Below are 21526 nucleotides of genomic sequence, written 5' to 3'. Positions count from 1 at the left end.
TTTTTGTTTTTAGGTTTTTCTTCACCTACATTCTTTACAAAGCGAATCAAAGGTTATTTTGATATTTTGCTTAAAGAAGTAAGAGTGTAAATAGCATTTTTTTGTTCAATTTCAGGATTTTACAAGCAACTGTAGATAATATTTAAAAACAGCGCTGTAATTGGTTAAAAATATCATATTGTTTTTTTATTTTTACATATGGATTTATTTAATCAAGAAATAATTAGAAATATTTTGCCTTTTGATGGCGTTACAAATTATCACGGTATAATTCTAGATAAAGAAAAAGCCGATTATTACTATCAGCAATTATTAGAACACATCAACTGGAAAAATGATGAAGCAATTATTTTCGGTAAAAAAATAACCACCAAAAGAAAGGTTGCTTGGTATGGCGAATCAGAATATTCGTATACCTATTCTAAAGTTACAAAAACTGCAAATATCTTCACAAAAGAATTGTTAGAACTCAAAGAAATTATCGAAAAAGTAAGTGGCGAAACATATAATTCCTGTCTTTTAAATTTATATCACTCTGGAGATGAAGGAATGGGATATCATTCGGATGGAGAAAAAATGTTGCTAAAAAACGGTGCAATCGCATCACTATCTTTGGGCGCCGAACGCAAGTTTTCTTTTAAACACAAAGAAAACAAACAAAGAATTGATGTTGTTCTAGAAAGAGGAAGTTTGTTAGTCATGAAAAAAGACACACAAACCAATTGGCAGCATAGATTGCCTCCAACTAAAAAAGTGAATTTACCACGAATTAATTTAACGTTTAGAACCGTAGAAATTTAAGTTTGAACCTCGGAAATTAACCTCTTTAAATTATTTTTCAATAAGACGTTTTAACACCTTGAAATAGTTTGTACTTTTGCATAAAATTATTTTATTTTGGATAATACAAAACAACCATCTATAAACTTAAACAAGTATATAAGTTCTTCAGGAATTTGCTCACGCAGAGAAGCAGAAAAATTTATAACAGAAGGCAGAGTTACCATTAATGGTAAAGCAACTCAATTGGGAAATAGAGTTGCCAAAAAAGATGTTGTAAAACTAGACGGTCGTCTTGTTGAGCCAAAAAATATTACCTTATATATTGCTCTAAATAAACCCGTTGGTGTCGTTTCTACTACCGATGAAAGAGAGCCAGATAACATCATAGAATTTATGAATTATCCAGAGCGCTTGTTTCCAATTGGGCGTTTAGACAAGCCATCCGAAGGATTAATTTTCTTAACCAATGATGGCGATATCGTTAATAAAATTTTACGTGCAGGTAATAACCATGAGAAAGAATATTTTGTTTCTGTAGACAAATCAATTACCGACGATTTTATAGAACAAATGGCAAACGGAATTCCGATTTTAGGAACCGTAACCAAAAGATGTTCAATAGAAAAAATAAGTGATAAAATCTTTAAAATTATTTTAACTCAGGGCTTAAATCGTCAAATTCGTAGAATGTGCGAATATTTAGATTATGAAGTTATAAAGTTAAAACGAACTAGAATAATGAATGTAGAGCTTGGCTATCTGCAAACAGGAGATTGGCGAGAATTGACAGACGAGGAAATGAAAGAAATTAATAAAATGATTTCTGAATCGTCTAAAACCGAAGAAGCTTCTACTATGGAAGAGAAGCCAAAAGCTACCAAACTGAAAAGAAATAGCGCGCCAGCAAAAAATGATTTCAATAAAAAGAGTGCTTCTTTTAGAAAATTATCACCTAAAAATAAAACGAATAACTCTGGTGGTTATTCCTCAAAAAAGAAACATAGATAATTTTTGGGCGTTTCCTTTCAGGTCAGGCTTTGCATTACAATCTTTTTTATTTTAAAAAAAAAATAAAAAAGGATTTCCATTTCAATCCTTAACGCGCATACTTACTGCTTAAAAATGTGCCTTAACTTTTTAGTTTTTTATAAAACTTCATTTTATTTCTCAATTCTTAAATAGTACTATCTTTGCCAACAATGAAACAAAATTTATTTGTTTCAAAATCATTTTAAAATAAGTAAATGAGAGAACAAATTGGCAACGCTTGTTCTTATCTTTTGTAATTAATTTTAATTGCAAAAATCATCAAAATGTAAACGATTGAAATTCGACTTAAAAATAACAGACCCCAAAAGTAAGGCCAGAGCAGGAGTATTAACTACGGATCATGGTGTTATAGAAACTCCAATTTTTATGCCTGTTGGCACTGTTGGTACTGTAAAAGGAGTTCACCAAACAGAACTAAAAAACGAGATAAATCCTGATATTATTTTAGGAAACACCTATCATTTGTATTTACGTCCAGGCTTAGATATTTTAGAAAAAGCCGGTGGTTTGCACAAGTTTATGAATTGGGATCGCAATATCTTAACAGATTCGGGTGGTTATCAAGTATATTCTTTATCAGCAAGAAGAAAAATTAATGAAGAAGGCGTGAAATTTAAGAGTCATATAGATGGTTCGATGCACTTTTTTACACCAGAAAATGTTATGGAAACGCAGCGTACAATTGGCGCAGATATCATTATGGCGTTTGATGAATGTACACCGTATCCTTGCGATTATAATTATGCAAAACGTTCTATGCACATGACGCATAGATGGTTAAACAGATGTATAAATCACCTAGAAAAATTACCTTTTAAATACGGATTTGAACAAACATTTTTCCCGATAGTTCAAGGAAGTACGTATAAAGATTTACGTCAGCAATCTGCAGAATATATAGCAAATGCTGGAGCGCAAGGAAATGCTATTGGCGGACTTTCTGTTGGGGAACCTGCGGAAGAAATGTATGCAATGACAGAAGTGGTAACAGCTATTTTACCAGAAGACAAACCACGTTATTTAATGGGCGTTGGAACACCAATAAATATTTTAGAAAATATTGCGTTAGGTATTGATATGTTCGATTGCGTAATGCCAACAAGAAATGCTAGAAACGGAATGTTATTTACAGCACACGGAACGATCAATATCAAAAATAAGAAATGGGAAGATGATTTTTCTGCAATTGACGAACTAGGAACTACTTGGGTAGATACCTATTATACAAAAGCGTATTTGCGTCATCTTTTTGCAGCTAAAGAAATGTTAGGAAAACAAATTGCCTCCATTCATAATTTAGGTTTTTATGTATGGCTAACGCGCGAAGCAAGAAAGCATATTTTAGCAGGCGATTTTAGAGAATGGAAAGATAAAATGGTAGTTCAAATGGATAAACGACTTTAAAAAAGTAAATAGTTTTCAGTTGTTAGTAAACAGTTACACAAATAAACAATTACACGATTAAACATTTTAAGTGAAAATAATAGACTGGTACATATTAAAACAATTTTTGGTAACCTTCTTGTTTACCTTATTAATCTTGATTCCTATTGCAATTGCTATAGATGTATCAGAAAAAATTGATAACTTTTTAGAACACGCAGATTTAGGGTTTTATCAAGTTGTAAATGAATATTATGTAAATTTTATCATCTATTATACAAATACTTTTATGCCTTTGGCATTGTTTATTGCTGTAATTTTATTCACTTCAAAACTATCTAATAATACAGAAATTATTGCGATTACAAATGCGAAAATTTCTTTTACGAGGTTGATGTACCCGTATTTTATAGGAGCGACTTTAGTAACAATATTATCACTTTTAATGAATCATTTTGTGGTTCCTAATAGTAGCAAAACAAGAAAAAAGTTCGAAAAAGAATACATTAGTAATAGTGTGCAAAAAAATGAACTTAAATATGTAAGTGATTTTAGCCTGCAATTAACTGATAGTACATACATTTTTATCAGAAACTTTAATACAGAAACAAATGCTGGTTACGATTTTACTTCGGAAGTGTATGATGGCCTAAAATTAAAATCAAAATTAGTAGCGGATAATATTAGATTTAACCCAAAAGATTCTGTTTTTTCGATTCAAAATTGGCGAAAACGACAAATATATAAAGATAGAGATAGTATTTTTTCTGGTAATAAAATTGATACTGTTTTTAATTTTACACCTAAAGATTTAATTTATAAGTCTGCTCTTTCTCAAGAAATGCCTTCAAATGAATTGATAAAATTTATTAGAATTTCGAAGAAAAGAGGTGTTAAAAATTTAAACGCCTATTTGGTTGAATTTCATAAAAGAACAAGTTTACCAATATCTAGTTATATTCTTACAATTATTGCTGTAGCACTATCTTTTAGAAAGAAAAGAGGGGGTACAGGAATTAATTTGGCAATAGGAGTTGCTATTATGTTTTTGTATGTTTTTCTGATGAAAATTTCTGAAGTATTAGGCGCTGTTGCTGGCGTAAATTCATTATTATATGTTTGGATGCCCAATTTCTTTTTTGGGTTAATAGCCATTTATCTCTATTACAATGCTAGAAAATAAATTAAAAAACTACCTGTTATTACATCTTATCGTTTTTATTTGGGGTTTTACGGCAATACTTGGTGCCTTAATTACGATTGATGCAATTCCGTTAGTTTTCTTTAGAATGGGTTTAGCAGTGTTGTTTATTGCTATTTATTTTCTTATTAAAAAGAAAAGTTTTTATTTGGATAAAACAGGATTACTTAAATTTTTATTTACAGGAATTGTCATCGCAACTCATTGGATTTTCTTCTTTAAAGCGATCAAAGTTTCTAACGTTTCAGTGGCTTTAGTAACGATGAGTACAGGTGCTTTTTTTACATCATTAATAGAACCAATATTTTTTAAAAGGAAAGTTAAATTATTAGAAATTGTTTTAGGATTATTAGTGATTGTTGGTTTATACATCATTTTTAATTTTGAAAGTCAGTATCAATTAGGAATCTTTTATGCATTAATTGCATCCTTTCTAGGGTCACTATTTGCTGTTTTAAACGGTCTTTTTATCAAAAGATATGATGCAAATCGAATTTCTTTTTATCAACTTTTATTTGGAGTTCTTTTTGTGACTGTTTACTTACTTATTAATAATAGATTTTCAATTGCTTTTTTTGATTTATCAAATTTAGATTGGATGTATTTAGTTATTTTAAGTAGTATTTGCACGGCTTATGCTTTTATTGCATCCGTAAAAGTGATGGAATATTTATCTCCGTATACAGTAATGTTAACCATAAATTTAGAACCAATTTATGCTATTATTTTGGCATTATTTATTTTTGGGGATAAAGAAAAAATGAATCCTGAATTTTATTTAGGCGCCTGTATTGTTCTTGGTGTTGTTTTGTTAAACGGAATTATTAGCAACAAATCGAAGTTTAAGGAAAAATTCCTACAAAAGATCAAACTAAAAAAGTAAACCCAATCTGCTTAAAAAAGTAAATTTTATAGTATGTTTGTTGACCCAAAGAACTATATCAAAATAACTGTAAAATGGAATATTTAGATTTTGAAATGCCAATAAAAGAGCTTGAAGATCAGCTTGAAAAATGTCAAATTATTGGTACAGAAAGTGATGTAGACGTTACTGCAACCTGTAAAAAAATTGAAAAAAAACTAGCAGAAGCTAGAAAAGATATTTATAAAAATTTAACGCCTTGGCAAAGAGTTCAGCTTTCTAGACACCCAAACAGACCTTATACTTTAGATTATATTAGAGCTATTTGTGGCACCACTTTTATGGAACTTCATGGAGATAGAAATGTAAAGGATGATAAAGCAATGATTGGCGGTTTAGGTAAAATTGGCGATCAATCTTTTATGTTTATTGGTCAACAAAAAGGATACAATACCAAAACGCGTCAGTTTAGAAATTTCGGAATGGCAAATCCTGAAGGATACAGAAAAGCGTTGCGTTTAATGAAAATGGCGGAGAAATTCGGAATTCCTGTAGTTACTTTATTGGATACTCCTGGTGCCTATCCTGGTTTGGAAGCAGAAGAGCGCGGACAAGGTGAAGCAATTGCCAGAAATATTTTTGAAATGACACGTTTAAAAACTCAGATTATAACCGTGGTTATAGGTGAAGGAGCTTCTGGAGGCGCATTAGGAATTGGAGTAGGAGATAGAGTCTATATGATGGAAAATACTTGGTATACCGTTATTTCTCCGGAATCTTGTTCTTCTATTTTATGGAGAAGTTGGGAGTTTAAAGAACAAGCAGCTGCAGCCTTAAAATTAACAGGAACTGATATGAAAAGGTTAAAGTTAATTGATGGTATAATTAAAGAACCAGTTGGCGGGGCGCATTCTAACAGAGAAGGAGCTTTTAAAGCAGTAGAAAAACAAATTTTATCAGCTTTTGATGAGTTGAAAGACTTAACGCATGTAGATTTAGTTGCTCAAAGAATGGATAAATACGCTAATATGGGCGTTTATAAAGAGTAATTTTTTTGTTTTAGGCCTTAAAGAGTACAGGAATATAAAAGTGACAAAATATACAAGAAAAAGATAAAATGTATTTGATAAAAAAGGGAAATTCTAAATTTAGAATTTCCCCTTTTTTATGTGATTAAATTCTTCTTGTATAAATAATGTTAGGATCTTTATTGGTAAAAAAAAATACAGGAAATCATAATTGATTTTTACCCACTAAAAAGTTCTTGTATAAAATTATATTTTCTAGTTTCTAAATCCTTGTTATTTTAGCTTCAATTACATAAACATTTTATTCCTTAGAACTAAATTCCTAAGGAAGTAAATAACGATTTTAAATCCGGGTCAGAGGGTCTTGGTGCATCTGCATCTAAAATAGTTCCTTCTGGACTTATTAAAATAAACCTTGGAATTGAATTAATTTGATATGCTTCTTGAAAAGAAAAATCTTGTCCAGACCAAAGTTGAACTCCTGTCATGTTTCTATCCTTTATAAAATCTCTCCATTTTTTCTCTGCAGCTTCCCAAGAACCACCACTTCTTTGAGATTCATCAGTAGAAATACTAACAAATTCGACGTTTTTACCGTGGTATTCTTTTTCTAAACTTTGCAAATAAGGTATTTGTTGAATGCACGGGCCACACCAAGTTGCCCAAATATCAATATAAACGAATTTGCCTTTAAAAGATTCTAATGACTTTACACCACCTTTTATATCCGCGTAATTTTCAAAAATAGGTGAAGGTTTTCCTTTCTCCATAAACTTACTTTTGCCGTAAGCATTGTTAAAATAATCAATTATTTGATTGTTTTGAGCTTTTACAGAAGTATATAAAGTGCTGTCTAAATTGGTGTAAGAGTCTAAAATACTATCGTATGCAAACTTTATTTGAGCCACTTTATTTTTGAACTCAACTTCTTCTAAGCTTAAAATTTCTTGCGGATTTCCTATACTTTGACTTTTTTCTACTTGTGCAATTATAAAATTACTATTAGAAGAACCTTCTCCAGAAAATTTAAAGCTTTTTAAAAAGTCCTCAGAATTCCCTGTTAAAGAAATATTATAGCCGTTTTTTAAATAAATAGGAGCTCTTTGGTTGCCTACTTCAAAAGTATAAATTGCAGCACTTTCTACTTTTAAAGTATCTTTAAAAGTACCATCAGAATTTATAATTATTTCTTTTATAACTCCTTCTCTGCTTGCAATTGAGATGATAGAATCTCTATTATTTTCTATTTTACCGGATAAAGTAAGGTAATCTTTTGGCTGCTCTTGTTTGCAAGAATACATCATCAACAAGCCAAATAAAAGTAAACTAATTTTCTTCATTTTTAAAAATTTCAAATTTGATGCAAATATAAAATTTTAATTCACAGAAAAATAGTTAAAATCGTTTGTTTATGCCGCTTTGAATTTGCACTTTTGACAAAATATTTATCCAAGACATGAACACATTTCATTATATAGATACAACACCTTTAGATTTATCTAAAATTCAGGAAATTATTTCTACGGATAAAAAGATAGCTTTATCAGAAAGTGCAATTCAGAAAATTGAAAAATGTAGGTCTTATTTGGATGAAAAAACAAAATCGATTTCGAAGCCAATTTACGGAATTAACACAGGTTTTGGAGCTTTGTATAATGTAAAGATTGATGACAATAATTTACAGAAATTACAAGAAAATTTAGTAATGAGTCATGCCTGCGGAACAGGAGATGAAGTGCCAAAAGAAATTGTAAAACTGATGATTTTATTTAAAATTCAGGCATTGAGTTATGGGCATTCTGGTGTGCAATTAGCAACGGTAAACAGATTGATTGATTTTTATAACAACGATGTTACTCCTGTCATTTTTACACAAGGTTCTCTGGGAGCTTCAGGAGATTTGTCACCTTTGGCACATTTGTCTTTGCCTTTAATAGGATTAGGAAAAGTATATTATAAGGATGCAATAATTTCATCCGAAGAATTGTTAAAGATATTTTCTTGGGATAAAATAAAATTGCAATCAAAGGAGGGTTTGGCATTGTTAAATGGAACGCAATTTATGTCTGCTTATGGAATTCACTGTCTGTTAAAAACATATAAATTATCTTATTTAGCGGATGTAATTGGTGCCATTTCTTTAGAGGGTTTTGATGGAAGAATTGAACCTTTTAACGAATTAATTCACTTCGCTAGACCACATAACGGACAGATAAAAACGGCAAAAAGAATTAAAGATTTATTGGAAGATAGTGAGCTGATTTTGCAAGAAAAACAACACGTGCAAGATCCATATTCTTTTAGATGTATGCCGCAAGTTCATGGTGCAACAAAAGACACCATAAAGTTTGTAACCAAGACCTTTTTAACGGAAATAAATTCAGTTACCGACAATCCTAATATTTTTGTAGATGAAGATGAAATTATTTCTGGTGGAAACTTTCATGGACAACCTTTGGCTTTAGGTTTAGATTTTTTAGCAATTGCAGTATCAGAATTAGGAAACATATCCGAAAGAAGAACGTATCAATTAGTTTGTGGCCATAGACATTTACCACCTTTTTTGATTTCAAATCCTGGATTAAATTCAGGTTTTATGATTCCGCAATACACGGCAGCAAGCATTGTAAGTCAGAATAAACAATATGCAACACCCGCAAGTGTAGACTCTATTGAGTCAAGTAATGGGCAAGAAGATCATGTTTCTATGGGTGCAAATGCCGCGACAAAATGTAAAAAAGTTGTTGATAATTTACAAACCATTTTAGCGATAGAATTGTTTACAGCATCACAAGCTTTGAGTTTTGCAAATGGAAAAACTTCGCCATTTTTAGAAAGTATCGTTGGTTTGTTTCGGCAAGAGGTGACCATTGTAGAAGAAGACAGAGTATTACATTATGATATTGTAAATGCTTCTAATTTTATTACTTCTTTAGAAATTGATAGTTTGGAGTTGTTTGAGTAGGGTTTACTGACTTAATACTGATATGATTACGGTGTTATGACTTATATCAGTCGTTAGCGAAGTTATAATTTTTAGGTAAAAAGGCAATAGGTAAAAAACCTTTTTTTTTGATGCAAAAAAATCCCAAACTTTCGTTTGGGATTGTATTACTTTAAGATTTTGTCTCTGTTCTCGTTTCAGCTTTCTTTTTACCTTTTTTAATGTTGATGGTGAGCTCGTTTTTTTCTTCATCTAAATCCATTGAAATGGTGTCTCCTTCAGAAAGTTTCGAGTTTACAATTTCTTCTGCTAAAGCATCTTCAATGTATTTCTGAATTGCTCTTTTAAGCGGTCTTGCTCCATACTTTTTATCAAAACCTTTGTCTGCAATGTAATCTTTAGCTTTATCACTTAACTCTAAAGTATACCCTAAATCAAAGATTCTACTTAGTAATTTACCTAACTCAATATCAATTATAGAATGTATGTCTTCTCTTTCTAATGCGTTAAAGACAATTACGTCATCAATTCTGTTCAAGAATTCTGGCGCAAAAGATTTTTTTAAAGCACCTTCAATTACAGATTTTGCGTTCGCGTCTGCTTGCGCTGTTTTAGATTCAGTTCCAAAACCAACTCCGCCGCCAAAATCTTTTAATTGACGAGAGCCAATATTAGAGGTCATAATAATTATGGTGTTTCTAAAATCGATTTTACGACCAAGACTATCCGTAATATGTCCGTCATCTAAAATTTGAAGTAACATATTAAATACATCTGGATGCGCTTTTTCAATTTCATCTAACAAAATGACTGAATATGGTTTTCTTCTAACTTTTTCCGTTAATTGGCCTCCTTCTTCATAACCAACATATCCTGGAGGTGCACCAATTAAACGTGAAATAGCAAATTTTTCCATGTATTCACTCATGTCAATTCTAATTAAAGAATCATCAGAATCAAATAATTCACGTGCTAAAACCTTCGCCAATTGTGTTTTTCCAACGCCGGTTTGTCCTAAGAAAATAAATGAACCAATTGGTTTGTTTGGGTCTTTTAAACCAACTCTATTTCTTTGAATTGCTTTTACAACTTTCGTTACTGCTTCATCTTGCCCAACTATTTTTCCTTTTATCAGGGATGGAAGTTCGTGCAATCTATGCGTTTCTGCTTCTGCAACTCTATTTACAGGAATACCTGTCATCATAGAAACTACTTCTGCAACATTGTCTTCTGTAACAATTTCTCTATTTAATTTAGAGTCATCTTCCCATTGTTTTTGGGCCGAATTTAGCGCAGCTTCAATGTTTTTTTCATCATCACGTAATTTGGCAGCTTCTTCATATTTCTGACCATTTACGGCTTTCGTTTTCTTATCTCTAATAATTTCTAGTTGAGATTCTAATTCTAAAACTTGTTTAGGAACCACAATATTTGTGATGTGAATTCTAGATCCAGCCTCATCTAAAGCATCAATAGCTTTGTCTGGCAAATAACGATCTGTCATATACCTGTTCGTTAATTTCACACAAGCTTCTATGGCATCATCTGTATAATTTACATGATGATGTTCTTCATATTTGCTCTTAATATTTTGTAAAATTTGTATTGTTTCCTCTACCGTTGTTGGGTCTACAAGAACCTTTTGAAAACGACGTTCTAATGCACCGTCTTTTTCTATATTTGTTCTAAATTCATCCAACGTAGTTGCACCAATACATTGTATTTCACCTCTTGCCAAAGCTGGTTTTAACATGTTAGAAGCATCTAAAGAGCCCGTTGCACCACCTGCACCAACGATAGTATGAATTTCATCAATAAATAAAATGATGTCATCATTTTTTTCAAGCTCATTCATTAACGCTTTCATGCGTTCTTCAAACTGTCCACGATATTTTGTACCCGCAACTAAACTCGCTAAATCGAGAGAAACAATGCGTTTATCAAATAAAATTCTTGAAACTTTACGTTCAACAATTCGCAATGCTAAACCTTCTGCAATAGCAGATTTACCAACACCAGGCTCTCCAATTAACATTGGATTGTTTTTCTTTCTACGACTTAAAATTTGAGAAACACGCTCAATTTCTTTTTGTCGTCCAACAACAGGATCTAATTTGCCTTTTTCTGCTAAATCAGTTAAATCTCTACCAAAATTATCTAAAACTGGCGTTTTAGATTTTTTTAAATTTTTCCCTTTTTGAGATTGGTCAAAAGGATTTGATTTTTCTGATGCATAGTCCTCATCATCCGAAGGCGTCTCCGCAATTGGATTAGAAGGTAAATCGGCTTCAGTATTATCTACATGTAGCTGTTTATATAAAGCTTTTGCCTCATCATAATTTACATGGTATTTTTGAATCAACTTTGTAGTTGGGTCGTTTTCATTTCTTAAAATACACAGTAATAAATGCGCCGTATTTATCGATTCGCTTTGATACAATTTAGCTTCTAAAAATGTTGTTTTTAAAGCTTTCTCTGCTTGTCTTGTTAAACTCAAGCTAGGTTTATCTGTAGCGTCTATAAATGAAGGATTGGAAGGATTTAATTGTTCTAATCGCTTGCGTAATAGGTTTAAATCAACATCAAATGCTGTTAAAATTTCTATTGCTTTTCCTTCTCCTTTTCTAATTAAACCTAATATTAGATGCTCAGTTCCAATAAATTCGTGGCCTAATCTTAATGCCTCTTCTTTACTAAAAGTGATTACATCTCTAACCTTTGGTGAAAAATTATCGTCCATATTTCTTTCTATATTGATGTAAATTTAGTCCTTTTTTTTTTGAATAATTACAAAAAATATGCCAATACATAAAATACTGACAGTTTGACTATTTTTAACAAGATAGAAAACTCTTGGAAATCAAGCAAATAAATTGATGTTAAAAATCATTAAAAAATGTTGATAACTCTCACTAATTAGAGTGCTTAAAACCTTTGAAAATATCATAAGAAGTAGTATCTTGCCCTGTTTTAAAAATTTGAACAAATATTAATAAAATATATATGGCAGAGGGAGAAAAGTTAATTCCTATTAACATTGAAGATCAAATGAAAGCTGCATACATTGACTATTCAATGTCAGTGATTGTTTCAAGAGCATTACCAGATGTAAGAGATGGTTTAAAACCAGTTCATAGAAGAGTTTTATTTGGAATGCATGAATTAGGGATTAAAGCAACTGGATCGTATAAAAAATCAGCAAGAATTGTTGGGGAAGTTTTAGGTAAATTTCACCCACATGGAGATACTTCTGTGTACGATTCTATGGTAAGAATGGCACAACCTTGGAGTGTGCGTTATATGATGGTTGATGGCCAAGGTAACTTTGGTTCTGTTGATGGCGATTCTCCTGCAGCTATGCGTTATACAGAGGTTAGAATGCAGAAAATATCAGAAGATATGTTAGCTGATATTGATAAAGACACCGTAGATCACCGTTTAAATTTTGATGATACTCTACAAGAACCAACTGTTTTACCAACAAGAATTCCTAATTTATTAGTAAACGGGGCTTCTGGTATTGCTGTAGGGATGGCAACTAATATGGCGCCTCATAACTTAACAGAAGTTATAAATGGTACTATTGCTTATATTGACAATAGAGATATTGAGATTGATGAGTTAATGCAACATATTACTGCACCAGATTTTCCTACGGGAGGAACTATTTATGGTTATGATGGCGTAAGAGAAGCTTTTCATACGGGTCGTGGACGAATTGTAATGCGTGCCAAAGCGATTATCGAAGAGGTAAAAGGGCGTGAATGCATTATTGTTACAGAAATCCCTTATCAAGTAAACAAAGCAGAAATGATTAAAAAAACTGCTGAACTTGTTAATGATAAGAAATTAGAAGGAATTGCAAATATTAGGGATGAGTCTGATAGAAATGGTATGCGTATTGTTTATATCTTAAAACGTGATGCAATACCTAATATCATTTTAAATAAATTATATAAATACACGCAATTACAAACCTCTTTTAGTGTAAATAATATTGCTTTGGTAAAAGGTAGACCAGAACAATTAAACTTAAAGGAGTTAATTCATTATTTTGTTGAACATAGACATGAAGTTGTTGTTCGTAGAACAGAATTCGAATTAAAGAAAGCAGAAGCTAGAGCGCATATTTTAGAAGGGCTAATTATTGCATCAGATAATATTGATGAAGTAATAAGAATTATTAGAGCTTCTACGAATGCTGATGAAGCAAAAGAAAGTTTAATTACACGTTTTGAGTTAACAGATATTCAAGCAAAAGCAATTGTAGAAATGCGTTTGCGTCAGTTAACTGGTTTAGAACAAGATAAATTAAGAGCAGAATTTGACGAAATTATGTTAACAATTGCTGACTTAAAAGATATTTTGATAAACGAACCAAGACGTTATCAAATTATAAAAGACGAATTATTGCACATTAAAGATAAATATGGTGATGATCGTAGATCTGTAATAGAATATGCAGGTGGTGATATGCGAATCGAAGACATGATTCCTGATACAAAAGTAGTCGTTACTATTTCTAATGCAGGTTATTTAAAACGTACAAATCTTGATGAATATAAAGTTCAAAATAGAGGAGGAAGAGGTCAAAAAGGAGCAACTACAAGGAATGAAGATTTCTTAGAACATCTATTTGTAGGTACAAACCATCAATATATGTTGTTCTTTACCCAAAAAGGAAAAGTATTTTGGATGCGCGTTTATGAAATTCCAGAAGGTGGTAAAAACACCAAAGGTAGAGCGATGCAAAATTTGATCAATATTGAACAAGATGACAGCGTAAAAGCCTTTTTAGTTACAGAAGATTTAAAAGACGAAGAGTACATTAATAGTCATTATATAATAATGGCAACTAAAAAAGGTCAAGTTAAAAAGACTTCTTTGGAACAATATTCTCGTCCAAGATTAAACGGAATTAACGCAATCACGATTAAAGAAGGTGATGAGTTATTAGAGGCAAAATTAACAAATGGAAAAAGCCAAGTAATGTTGGCTTTAAAATCTGGTAAATCTATTCGTTTTGAAGAAGCCAAAACCAGACCAATGGGAAGAACTGCGTCCGGTGTTAGAGGTATAACTTTACAACACGATAAAGATGAAGTTATTGGTATGGTTGCTGTAGATGATATGAACAGCGATATTCTTGTAGTTTCGGAAAAAGGGTATGGAAAACGTTCTAGTGTAGAAGATTACAGAGTTACCAATAGAGGAGGTAAAGGAGTGAAGACTTTAAATATTTCTGAAAAAACAGGTAATTTAGTAGCTATTAAAAACGTAGATAATTCTAACGATTTAATGATTATCAATAGATCTGGTCTTACGATTAGAATGGCTGTAGAAGATTTACGTGTAATGGGTCGTGCAACGCAAGGTGTTCGTTTAATTAAAATTAAAGCCGATGATCGCATAGCAGCAGTAGCGAAAGTTGTGCATGAAGAGGAAGTTGAAAACGAAGATGCTGATGATGAAAATGAAAGTGGCACGGAAATTGAAAATGATACAAATGAAAATCAAGAATAACAATAAATCAAATTAAACACTCATAAAAATGAAAAATCAAATTTTAGCGCTTTCTATCGGATTGATCACCCTTAGTGCATTTTCGCAAAAAGACGAACTAAAGGCTGCTGGAAAAGCACTTAAAAACGATGACTTTAAAACAGCTAAAGAGGCGATACTTCCGCTAGAAAGTATCGAAGAAACAATGGATTCTAAATACAAAGCAGAATATTATTTTATAAAAGGGCAAGCTTATGGAAAATCTAATGTAGAAAAGGCTGCGGAGGCTTACAATAAATTGTTTGCTTATGAAAAAGAAATTGGTAAGGATAAATATACTAAAGATGCACAACCAAAATTAAATGATTTAATTCAGTATGTATCTAATTTGGCAATAACGTTTTATAATGATGACAAAGATTATAAAAAAGCTTCTGAGAATTTTTATTTAACGTATAAATTAAGTCCTTCGGATACTTCATTTTTATATAATGCAGCAGTAAGTGCTTCATTGTCAAAAGAATATGACGCTTCTTTAAGTTATTATAAAGAATTGCAATCTGTAGGCTATACAGGAATAGCTACAGAATATTTGGCAACAAATAAAGAGTCTGGAGAAGTAGAAAGTTTAGGTTCTAAACAGAATCGAGATTCAATGGTTAAGTTTGGTCAATATATTAATCCAATTCAAGAAACTTCTGAATCTAAACAAAGTGAAATAGTTAAAAATATTAGTTACATTTTAATTAATCAAGGAAAAACAGATGAAGCAATTGTAGCAATTAAAGAAGCAAGAAAAGCAGATCCAAAAGATTTAAATCTTTTATTAAATGAAGCTCAATTGTATATTCAATTAGAGGAAATGGATAAGTTTGGTTCATTAATGCAAGAGGCTATTAAGTTAGACCCAACAAACCCAACTTTGTTTTTTAATTTAGGTGTTGTAAACGCTAATGAGAAAAAAACTGAAGATGCAATTGGGTATTATAAAAAGGCTATTGAGTTAGATCCAGATTACGGGGATGCTCATATGAATTTAGCGGTTGCAATTTTATCTGGAGAACAAGAAATAGTTGTTGAGATGAATAAAAACTTATCTAATATTAAAAAATATGATGAGCTAGAGTTACAGCAAAAAGCTTTATACAGAAAAGCGCTACCGCATTTAGAAAAAGCGGATGAAATTAAAAGATCTCTAGATACTGTAAAATCTCTTTTAAATATTTATGATATTTTAAGAATGAATGAGAAAGCAGCTGTTTTAAGACCAATTTATAAAAAAATGAGAGAACAATAAGAATTCTCTTAAGCTATATGAAAAAACCGAAATTATTAAAGTTTCGGTTTTTTTATATCAGTTTTTTAATGACTCTAAGTTTGTGTGTGTGCTTTTGTAAATCGGCATTAAAAATTCCACTATGATCTAAAGTGTCAATTCTAACTTTTCCGTGTGCATGTATAATATGATAATCATTTAGAATAATACCAACATGTATAATTTCTCCTTCTTCATTATCAAAAAAAGCCAAATCTCCAGGCTCACTTTCTTCAATAAAGCTCAAAACCTCGCCCTGTTTAGCCTGTTGTTTCGAGTCTCTTAATAACTTATGACCACAAAGTTTGTAAGCCATTTGTGTAAAACCAGAACAATCAATTCCAAAAGGCGTTTTTCCTCCCCATAAAAAAGGCGTATTTAGATAGGTAAATGCCTTTTGAATGATTTCGTTTTTAGGCAATATTCCGCTAAAAATGGCGCCATCATATTGATATTTTTTAGCGTTTATCACAAACTCATTTTGGCTAAAATTAGGCAATCTTGCGCCTAAAGGAATCGTAATTAAATCATTGGTAGAACTTGTAATAAAATCGATTATTTCACCAGAATAAATAGCTTCTTTTGTTGATAGTTGATGAAACAAATCTTCAGAGATTTCTTCGTATTGTTTATTATCAATATAGCCCTCATATTGATCAAAAAACAACCTAATTTTACTCCAATATTTACCTCTTTCAAGTACAGTAAAATGATCGCCAAACAGCATCTGACTTGTCATTTCTGATATGTCTGAAGCTTCCGCTCTTACAGGGATAATACTTAGGTTACAAATGCCGAAAATCAAATTTATATTTTTAAATTCTTTCTATAATTAGTGCACTTGCACCACCACCGCCATTACAAATTGTTGCAGCACCAATTTTGGCATTGTTTTGTTTTAAAACAGAGGTTAAAGTAATTACAATTCTTGCTCCAGAAACACCTAAAGGATGTCCTAAAGAAACAGCACCACCATTTACATTTACGTTTTTATCTGTAAGTCCTAAAATTTTCATGTTCGCCAAACCAACAATTGAAAAAGCTTCATTAAATTCAAAATAGTCTACAGCATCTAAAGAAATATTTGCTTTTGCTAATGCTTTTGGCAGTGCTTTTGAAGGTGCCGTCGTAAACCATTTTGGTTCGTGAGCAGCATCGGCATAACCTAAAATTTTTGCAATCGGAGTAATATTTAATTCTTTGGCTTTATCAGCAGACATTAAAATTAAAGCAGCTCCACCGTCATTTATAGTTGATGCGTTTGCAGCAGTTACGGTTCCGTCTTTTGTAAATGCAGCTCTTAATGAAGGAATTTTTTCTATAATTACATTTTTGAATTCTTCGTCTTCAGAAAAAATAATTGGTTCACCTCTTCTTTGAGGGATGGAAACAGGTACAATTTCATCAGCAAATTTACCTTCGCTCGAAGCTTTTGAAGATCTTTGGTAGGATTGAATAGCAAATGCATCTTGATCTTCTCTAGAAAACTCATATTTAGTAGCGCATTCATCGGCACAAACACCCATGGCAACATTTTCATACGCATCAACTAAACCATCTTTTTGCATACCATCTTCCATAGCAATTGGTCCAAATTTAGAACCATTTCTAGCATGTTGATAATGCGGAATTGAACTCATGTTTTCCATTCCACCAGCAACAACAATATCAGCATCACCCAAAGCAATTGCTTGCGCAGCTAGCATAATAGCTTTCATACCAGAAGCACACACTTTATTAACGGTTGTGCAAGGTACAGTATTTGGAATGCCAGCACGAATTGCAGCTTGTCTAGCAGGTGCTTGTCCTAATCCGGCAGAAACTACATTTCCCATAAAAACTTCATCTACTAAATTAGCATTTAAATTAATTTTTGCTAAAGCTCCTTTTATGGCGGTTGCTCCTAAAATTGGAGCAGGAATTGAAGATAAACTTCCCATAAAACTGCCTATAGGTGTTCTTGCTACTGATACTATTACAACATCTTTCATACGTTATGCTTTGTGTTTTTTATCCAAATTTTTTATCCAAATAACATATGGCTAAAATAACCAATTAATATCAAAATGAAATCTTAATAGATGTGTAATTTTAAGCTTCATAATTTTACTGTAAATTTGTTATAATAAGAGAAATACCAATGAGTGAAATAATAAATAAAATTTACAGAAACAATACCTTCATTTATAAGGTGTTTTTATTTTTACTTACAACTGTAGCTATTGTGTATTTGTTCCCAAAAGGAGGGCAATTTAAATATGATTTTACTAAGGGAAAACCTTGGCAGTATGCTAATTTACAAGCTCCATTTGATTTTGCAATTCAAAAAACACCAGAAGAAATTGTTATAGAAAAAAAGAATATTGAAACGAATGCAAAAAAGTATTTTCAATATGATATAAGTGTTCCTTCTGATGTAAATAAAGCCTTTAAGAATAGAATAGATTTTATTAAACCATCCGAATTTTTTACAAAAGCTGAAATTAGCGAATTAAAAAAAGTAGGGGAAAAGGTTATATTAGGTGTCTACAGTGTTGGTTTTTTAGAAGTTGCCAGTGAGAGTAGGGTTTCTAAAAAAGATGAAATAATTGCACTCATAAAAGACAATGAAGTACAAGATGTGTTGTTTAAAAACTTACTAACTTCTAAAAATGTTTTAGCAATTATCAACATTAATTTAGGGAAAGAGCCCTATTCTTTGGGGCAAAAACAAATACTAAATCTTTTAGCCAGTATTATAAAACCCAATGTTTCTTATGATAAGGAATTTACTGATAAAATAATAGAAAACGACATCAGTCATATTTCTTATACAAAAGGAAAAGTAACTTCGGAAGAATTAATTATTTTAAAAGGAGATATCGTAGAAGGGAGAAAATTAGCCATACTTAATTCTTTAAAGAGCGAATTCGATTCTAAAGTTTGGTCAGATTCTAATTATAATTGGATCGTATTTGGATACACCATATTGGTTTCGTTAGCTTTGTTGATGTTACTATTATTTCTTCATAAATATCGAATAGAAATATTTGAAAACAATAACAAAGTAACTTTTATATTCTTTAATGTATTTGCCATGATTTTTATTCAAACATTGGTGATCAAATACAATTCAGACTACTTATATATCGTGCCATTAAGTATACTGCCAATCATTTTAAAAGCCTTTTTTGATGCACGCTTAGGATTATTTGCGCACGTTTTAACGGTATTGCTTTTAGGTTACATTGTGCCAAATAGTTTTGAATTTATTTATTTACACATTATTGCTGGTATTGTTACGATACTAACAGTTTCAGAATTGTATAAAAGAGCTAATTTGTTTATTTCGGTGGCACAGATTACCCTGATTTATATGATTACTTATTTTGCTTTTTCTATTATAAAAGAAGGAAATGCATCGCAAATAAATTGGGATTATTTCATGCTTTTTGCAGCAAATGGCTTGTTGTCATTTTTGTCAATTATATTAATTTATATTTATGAAAAAGTTTTTGGATTGGTTTCTGATGTTACGCTTTTAGAACTTTCAAACACAAACACGAAGTTATTAAGAGACCTAAATGAAAAAGCACCAGGAACATTTCAACATTCTATGCAGGTTGCAAATTTGGCAGAAGCTGCAGCCAACGAAATAGGAGCAAACTCAATGTTAGTTAGAACGGGCGCATTGTATCATGATGTTGGTAAAATGTTAAATCCAATGTATTTTATTGAAAATCAATCTACAGGAGTAAATCCTCATAATGATTTATCGCCAAGAGACAGTTCAAAGATAATTACAGATCACGTTATAAAAGGGGTTGAATTGGCTAAAAAGTACAATTTACCAGATCGAATTATCGATTTTATAAGAACACATCATGGAACAACATCTACGTATTATTTTTATAAAAAGGAACAAGAATTAAATCCAGATACAATTGTAAATATTAAAAATTTTCAATATCCAGGCCCTATTCCTTTTTCTAAAGAAACCGCAATTTTAATGATGTGCGATGCAGCAGAAGCAGCATCAAAAAGTATAAAAACACCTACAGCCCAAACAATCAGTAATTTAATAGATAAAATTATTGACAAACAGATGGCAGATAATCAGTTTTTAAATTCAGATATTACATTTAGAGAGATTAAAGTTATAAAAAAAGTAATTAAGAAAAAGTTGATCAATATCTATCATTTGAGAGTGGAATATCCAGAATAAAAAAATATAAAAAAAAGACTAAAACAACTTGCTAAATTGTTTTTTGAATAGTACATTTGCACTCGCAATTTTAAATAAGTGCGAATAAGTTCTAAAATTAAGGAGAGGTGCCAGAGCGGTAATGGAGCAGATTGCTAATCTGTCGACGGGTGACTGTCGCCAGGGTTCGAGTCCCTGTCTCTCCGCAAAATTTTACACTTTCGGGGTGTAGCGTAGCCCGGTCATCGCGCCTCGTTTGGGACGAGGAGGTCGCAGGTTCGAATCCTGCCACCCCGACCAAAGTTGTCGTAGCAACTTAGAAACTACGGGCTCTTAGCTCAGTTGGATAGAGCACCTCCCTTCTAAGGAGGCGGTCGCAGGTTCGAATCCTGCAGGGCTCACTTAAACCACACTATTTTTAGTGTGGTTTTTTGTTTTCTATAGGTTTTGTATCGGTTTATTGTACTTTACATCATTTTCAACATTTACTTCAGAATAAACTAAATCTTTAATAAAAGGGACACTTTTAGGTACCCACTTTTTAGAAAAGGTACCCACTTTTTAAAAAACTAAAAACTATGAATAACTTCAAATTATCAGTATTATTTGTTTTTCAAAAAATCAAAATGAATAAGAAAGGGCAATGCCCTATAAAGTGTAGAATTACATTTTTAAAAAGTAGAAAAGAATTCTCTACAGGTATTTTTATCAATCCAGACTTATGGGACAGTGTTAAGCGGAAAGCTTTACCTGATAGTAAAGAAAATACAATTTTAAACAACAAATTAAGCCTCATTAGTCATCAGATTAATGAGGCTTTTTTAATGCTTCAAATCTTACCTAATGACTTTGATGTAGATGATATTCATAAAAAGTATAGAGGTAAAGACTCTAAAGAAGAAATTACCATTTTAGAAGCTTATGATTTACATAATAGTAAGGCTGAAAAACTAATTGGAATAGATTTCAATCAATTGTCTTGGACGAGGTATATAGAGAGCAGGAGGAAAGTAGCTTTGTTTATTACTAAGTTTTGTAAACGGAAGGATTTGAGATTGAAAGACTTGGACTTAAAATTTATTCAAGATTTGGAGTACTTCTTTAAGACAGAATTAAAACTAAAACAAGCCACTCTGTATATAGAAGCATCCAGAGAGTAAAGAAGATCATTCAGTTTGCTATTGCGGAGAATTACCTTCAGAAAGATCCTTTCCATTTGTATAAGAACAAGAAATATAAGACTGTAATTGTCTATTTAACGGATGAAGAGTTGAA

At 31.5% G+C, this 21526-nt stretch carries 15 protein-coding genes and 3 tRNA genes; 14 read left to right on the top strand and 4 right to left on the bottom strand.

Features of this window, described 5'->3' with window-relative positions:
• Positions 1-198: 198 nt before the first annotated feature.
• From BST83_RS10505 to BST83_RS10480, 6 genes are all read left to right on the top strand, one after another.
• Positions 199-801, top strand: a complete 603-nt coding sequence (locus BST83_RS10505; protein WP_104809743.1) for an alpha-ketoglutarate-dependent dioxygenase AlkB family protein — start codon at positions 199-201, stop codon at positions 799-801.
• 96 nt (positions 802-897) lie between these two features.
• A complete protein-coding gene (rluF, locus tag BST83_RS10500; protein WP_104809742.1) occupies positions 898-1791 on the top strand; it encodes a 23S rRNA pseudouridine(2604) synthase RluF in 894 nt (297 codons plus the stop codon).
• A gap of 315 nt (positions 1792-2106) precedes the next feature.
• The gene (gene tgt / locus BST83_RS10495; RefSeq protein WP_104809741.1) at positions 2107-3237 is read left to right on the top strand and encodes a tRNA guanosine(34) transglycosylase Tgt; all 1131 of its coding nucleotides are present in this window, start codon (positions 2107-2109) and stop codon (positions 3235-3237) included.
• Between the two features lie 70 nt (positions 3238-3307).
• Positions 3308-4399, top strand: a complete 1092-nt coding sequence (locus BST83_RS10490) for an LptF/LptG family permease (RefSeq protein WP_205853573.1) — start codon at positions 3308-3310, stop codon at positions 4397-4399.
• Positions 4386-5300: a DMT family transporter gene (locus BST83_RS10485; RefSeq protein WP_104809740.1), complete on the top strand. Its 915-nt coding sequence runs from the start codon at positions 4386-4388 to the stop codon at positions 5298-5300. The genes BST83_RS10490 and BST83_RS10485 overlap by 14 nt, the downstream gene beginning before the upstream one ends.
• A 74-nt stretch (positions 5301-5374) precedes the next feature.
• The gene (locus tag BST83_RS10480; protein ID WP_104809739.1) at positions 5375-6328 is read left to right on the top strand and encodes an acetyl-CoA carboxylase carboxyltransferase subunit alpha; all 954 of its coding nucleotides are present in this window, start codon (positions 5375-5377) and stop codon (positions 6326-6328) included.
• Positions 6329-6621: 293 nt separating this feature from the next.
• Here the strand turns inward: BST83_RS10480 and BST83_RS10475 are convergent, their stop codons facing one another.
• Positions 6622-7647, bottom strand: coding sequence for a TlpA family protein disulfide reductase (locus BST83_RS10475; protein WP_104809738.1), 1026 nt, complete (start codon positions 7645-7647; stop codon positions 6622-6624).
• 116 nt (positions 7648-7763) lie between these two features.
• On the opposite strand from BST83_RS10475, the gene hutH reads away from it, so the two are divergent.
• Complete coding sequence (hutH, locus tag BST83_RS10470; protein WP_104809737.1) at positions 7764-9272, top strand: histidine ammonia-lyase; 1509 nt, start codon at positions 7764-7766, stop codon at positions 9270-9272.
• A gap of 151 nt (positions 9273-9423) precedes the next feature.
• Here the strand turns inward: hutH and BST83_RS10465 are convergent, their stop codons facing one another.
• Complete coding sequence (locus tag BST83_RS10465; protein WP_104809736.1) at positions 9424-11991, bottom strand: ATP-dependent Clp protease ATP-binding subunit; 2568 nt, start codon at positions 11989-11991, stop codon at positions 9424-9426.
• A gap of 263 nt (positions 11992-12254) precedes the next feature.
• On the opposite strand from BST83_RS10465, the gene gyrA reads away from it, so the two are divergent.
• Together gyrA and BST83_RS10455 are read left to right on the top strand one after the other, a co-directional pair.
• A complete protein-coding gene (gyrA, locus tag BST83_RS10460) occupies positions 12255-14774 on the top strand; it encodes a DNA gyrase subunit A (protein ID WP_104809735.1) in 2520 nt (839 codons plus the stop codon).
• Between the two features lie 28 nt (positions 14775-14802).
• Positions 14803-16050, top strand: a complete 1248-nt coding sequence (locus tag BST83_RS10455; RefSeq protein ID WP_104809734.1) for a tetratricopeptide repeat protein — start codon at positions 14803-14805, stop codon at positions 16048-16050.
• A gap of 52 nt (positions 16051-16102) precedes the next feature.
• On the opposite strand, the gene BST83_RS10450 is transcribed toward BST83_RS10455, so the two are convergent.
• Together BST83_RS10450 and BST83_RS10445 are read right to left on the bottom strand one after the other, a co-directional pair.
• Positions 16103-16870, bottom strand: coding sequence for a C40 family peptidase (locus BST83_RS10450; RefSeq protein WP_104810846.1), 768 nt, complete (start codon positions 16868-16870; stop codon positions 16103-16105).
• Positions 16871-16883: 13 nt separating this feature from the next.
• Complete coding sequence (locus BST83_RS10445) at positions 16884-18059, bottom strand: acetyl-CoA C-acyltransferase (protein ID WP_104809733.1); 1176 nt, start codon at positions 18057-18059, stop codon at positions 16884-16886.
• A gap of 149 nt (positions 18060-18208) precedes the next feature.
• Between BST83_RS10445 and BST83_RS10440 the strand changes: the two genes are divergently transcribed.
• From BST83_RS10440 to BST83_RS20145, 5 genes are all read left to right on the top strand, one after another.
• The gene (locus BST83_RS10440; protein ID WP_104809732.1) at positions 18209-20272 is read left to right on the top strand and encodes an HD family phosphohydrolase; all 2064 of its coding nucleotides are present in this window, start codon (positions 18209-18211) and stop codon (positions 20270-20272) included.
• 101 nt (positions 20273-20373) lie between these two features.
• A tRNA-Ser gene (locus tag BST83_RS10435) sits at positions 20374-20457 on the top strand.
• 16 nt (positions 20458-20473) lie between these two features.
• A tRNA-Pro gene (locus tag BST83_RS10430) sits at positions 20474-20551 on the top strand.
• A 27-nt stretch (positions 20552-20578) separates the two neighbouring features.
• Positions 20579-20652: transfer RNA gene (locus tag BST83_RS10425), tRNA-Arg, on the top strand.
• A gap of 177 nt (positions 20653-20829) precedes the next feature.
• Complete coding sequence (locus BST83_RS20145) at positions 20830-21411, top strand: phage integrase SAM-like domain-containing protein (RefSeq protein ID WP_205853572.1); 582 nt, start codon at positions 20830-20832, stop codon at positions 21409-21411.
• Positions 21412-21526: the final 115 nt, after the last annotated feature.

Origin of the sequence: Polaribacter filamentus, assembly GCF_002943715.1 — a bacterium.
Classification (GTDB): Bacteria; Bacteroidota; Bacteroidia; order Flavobacteriales; family Flavobacteriaceae; genus Polaribacter; species Polaribacter filamentus.
The sequence above is the reverse complement of the archived record's forward strand: the minus strand, read 5'-3'. Positions and strand labels throughout refer to the sequence as shown.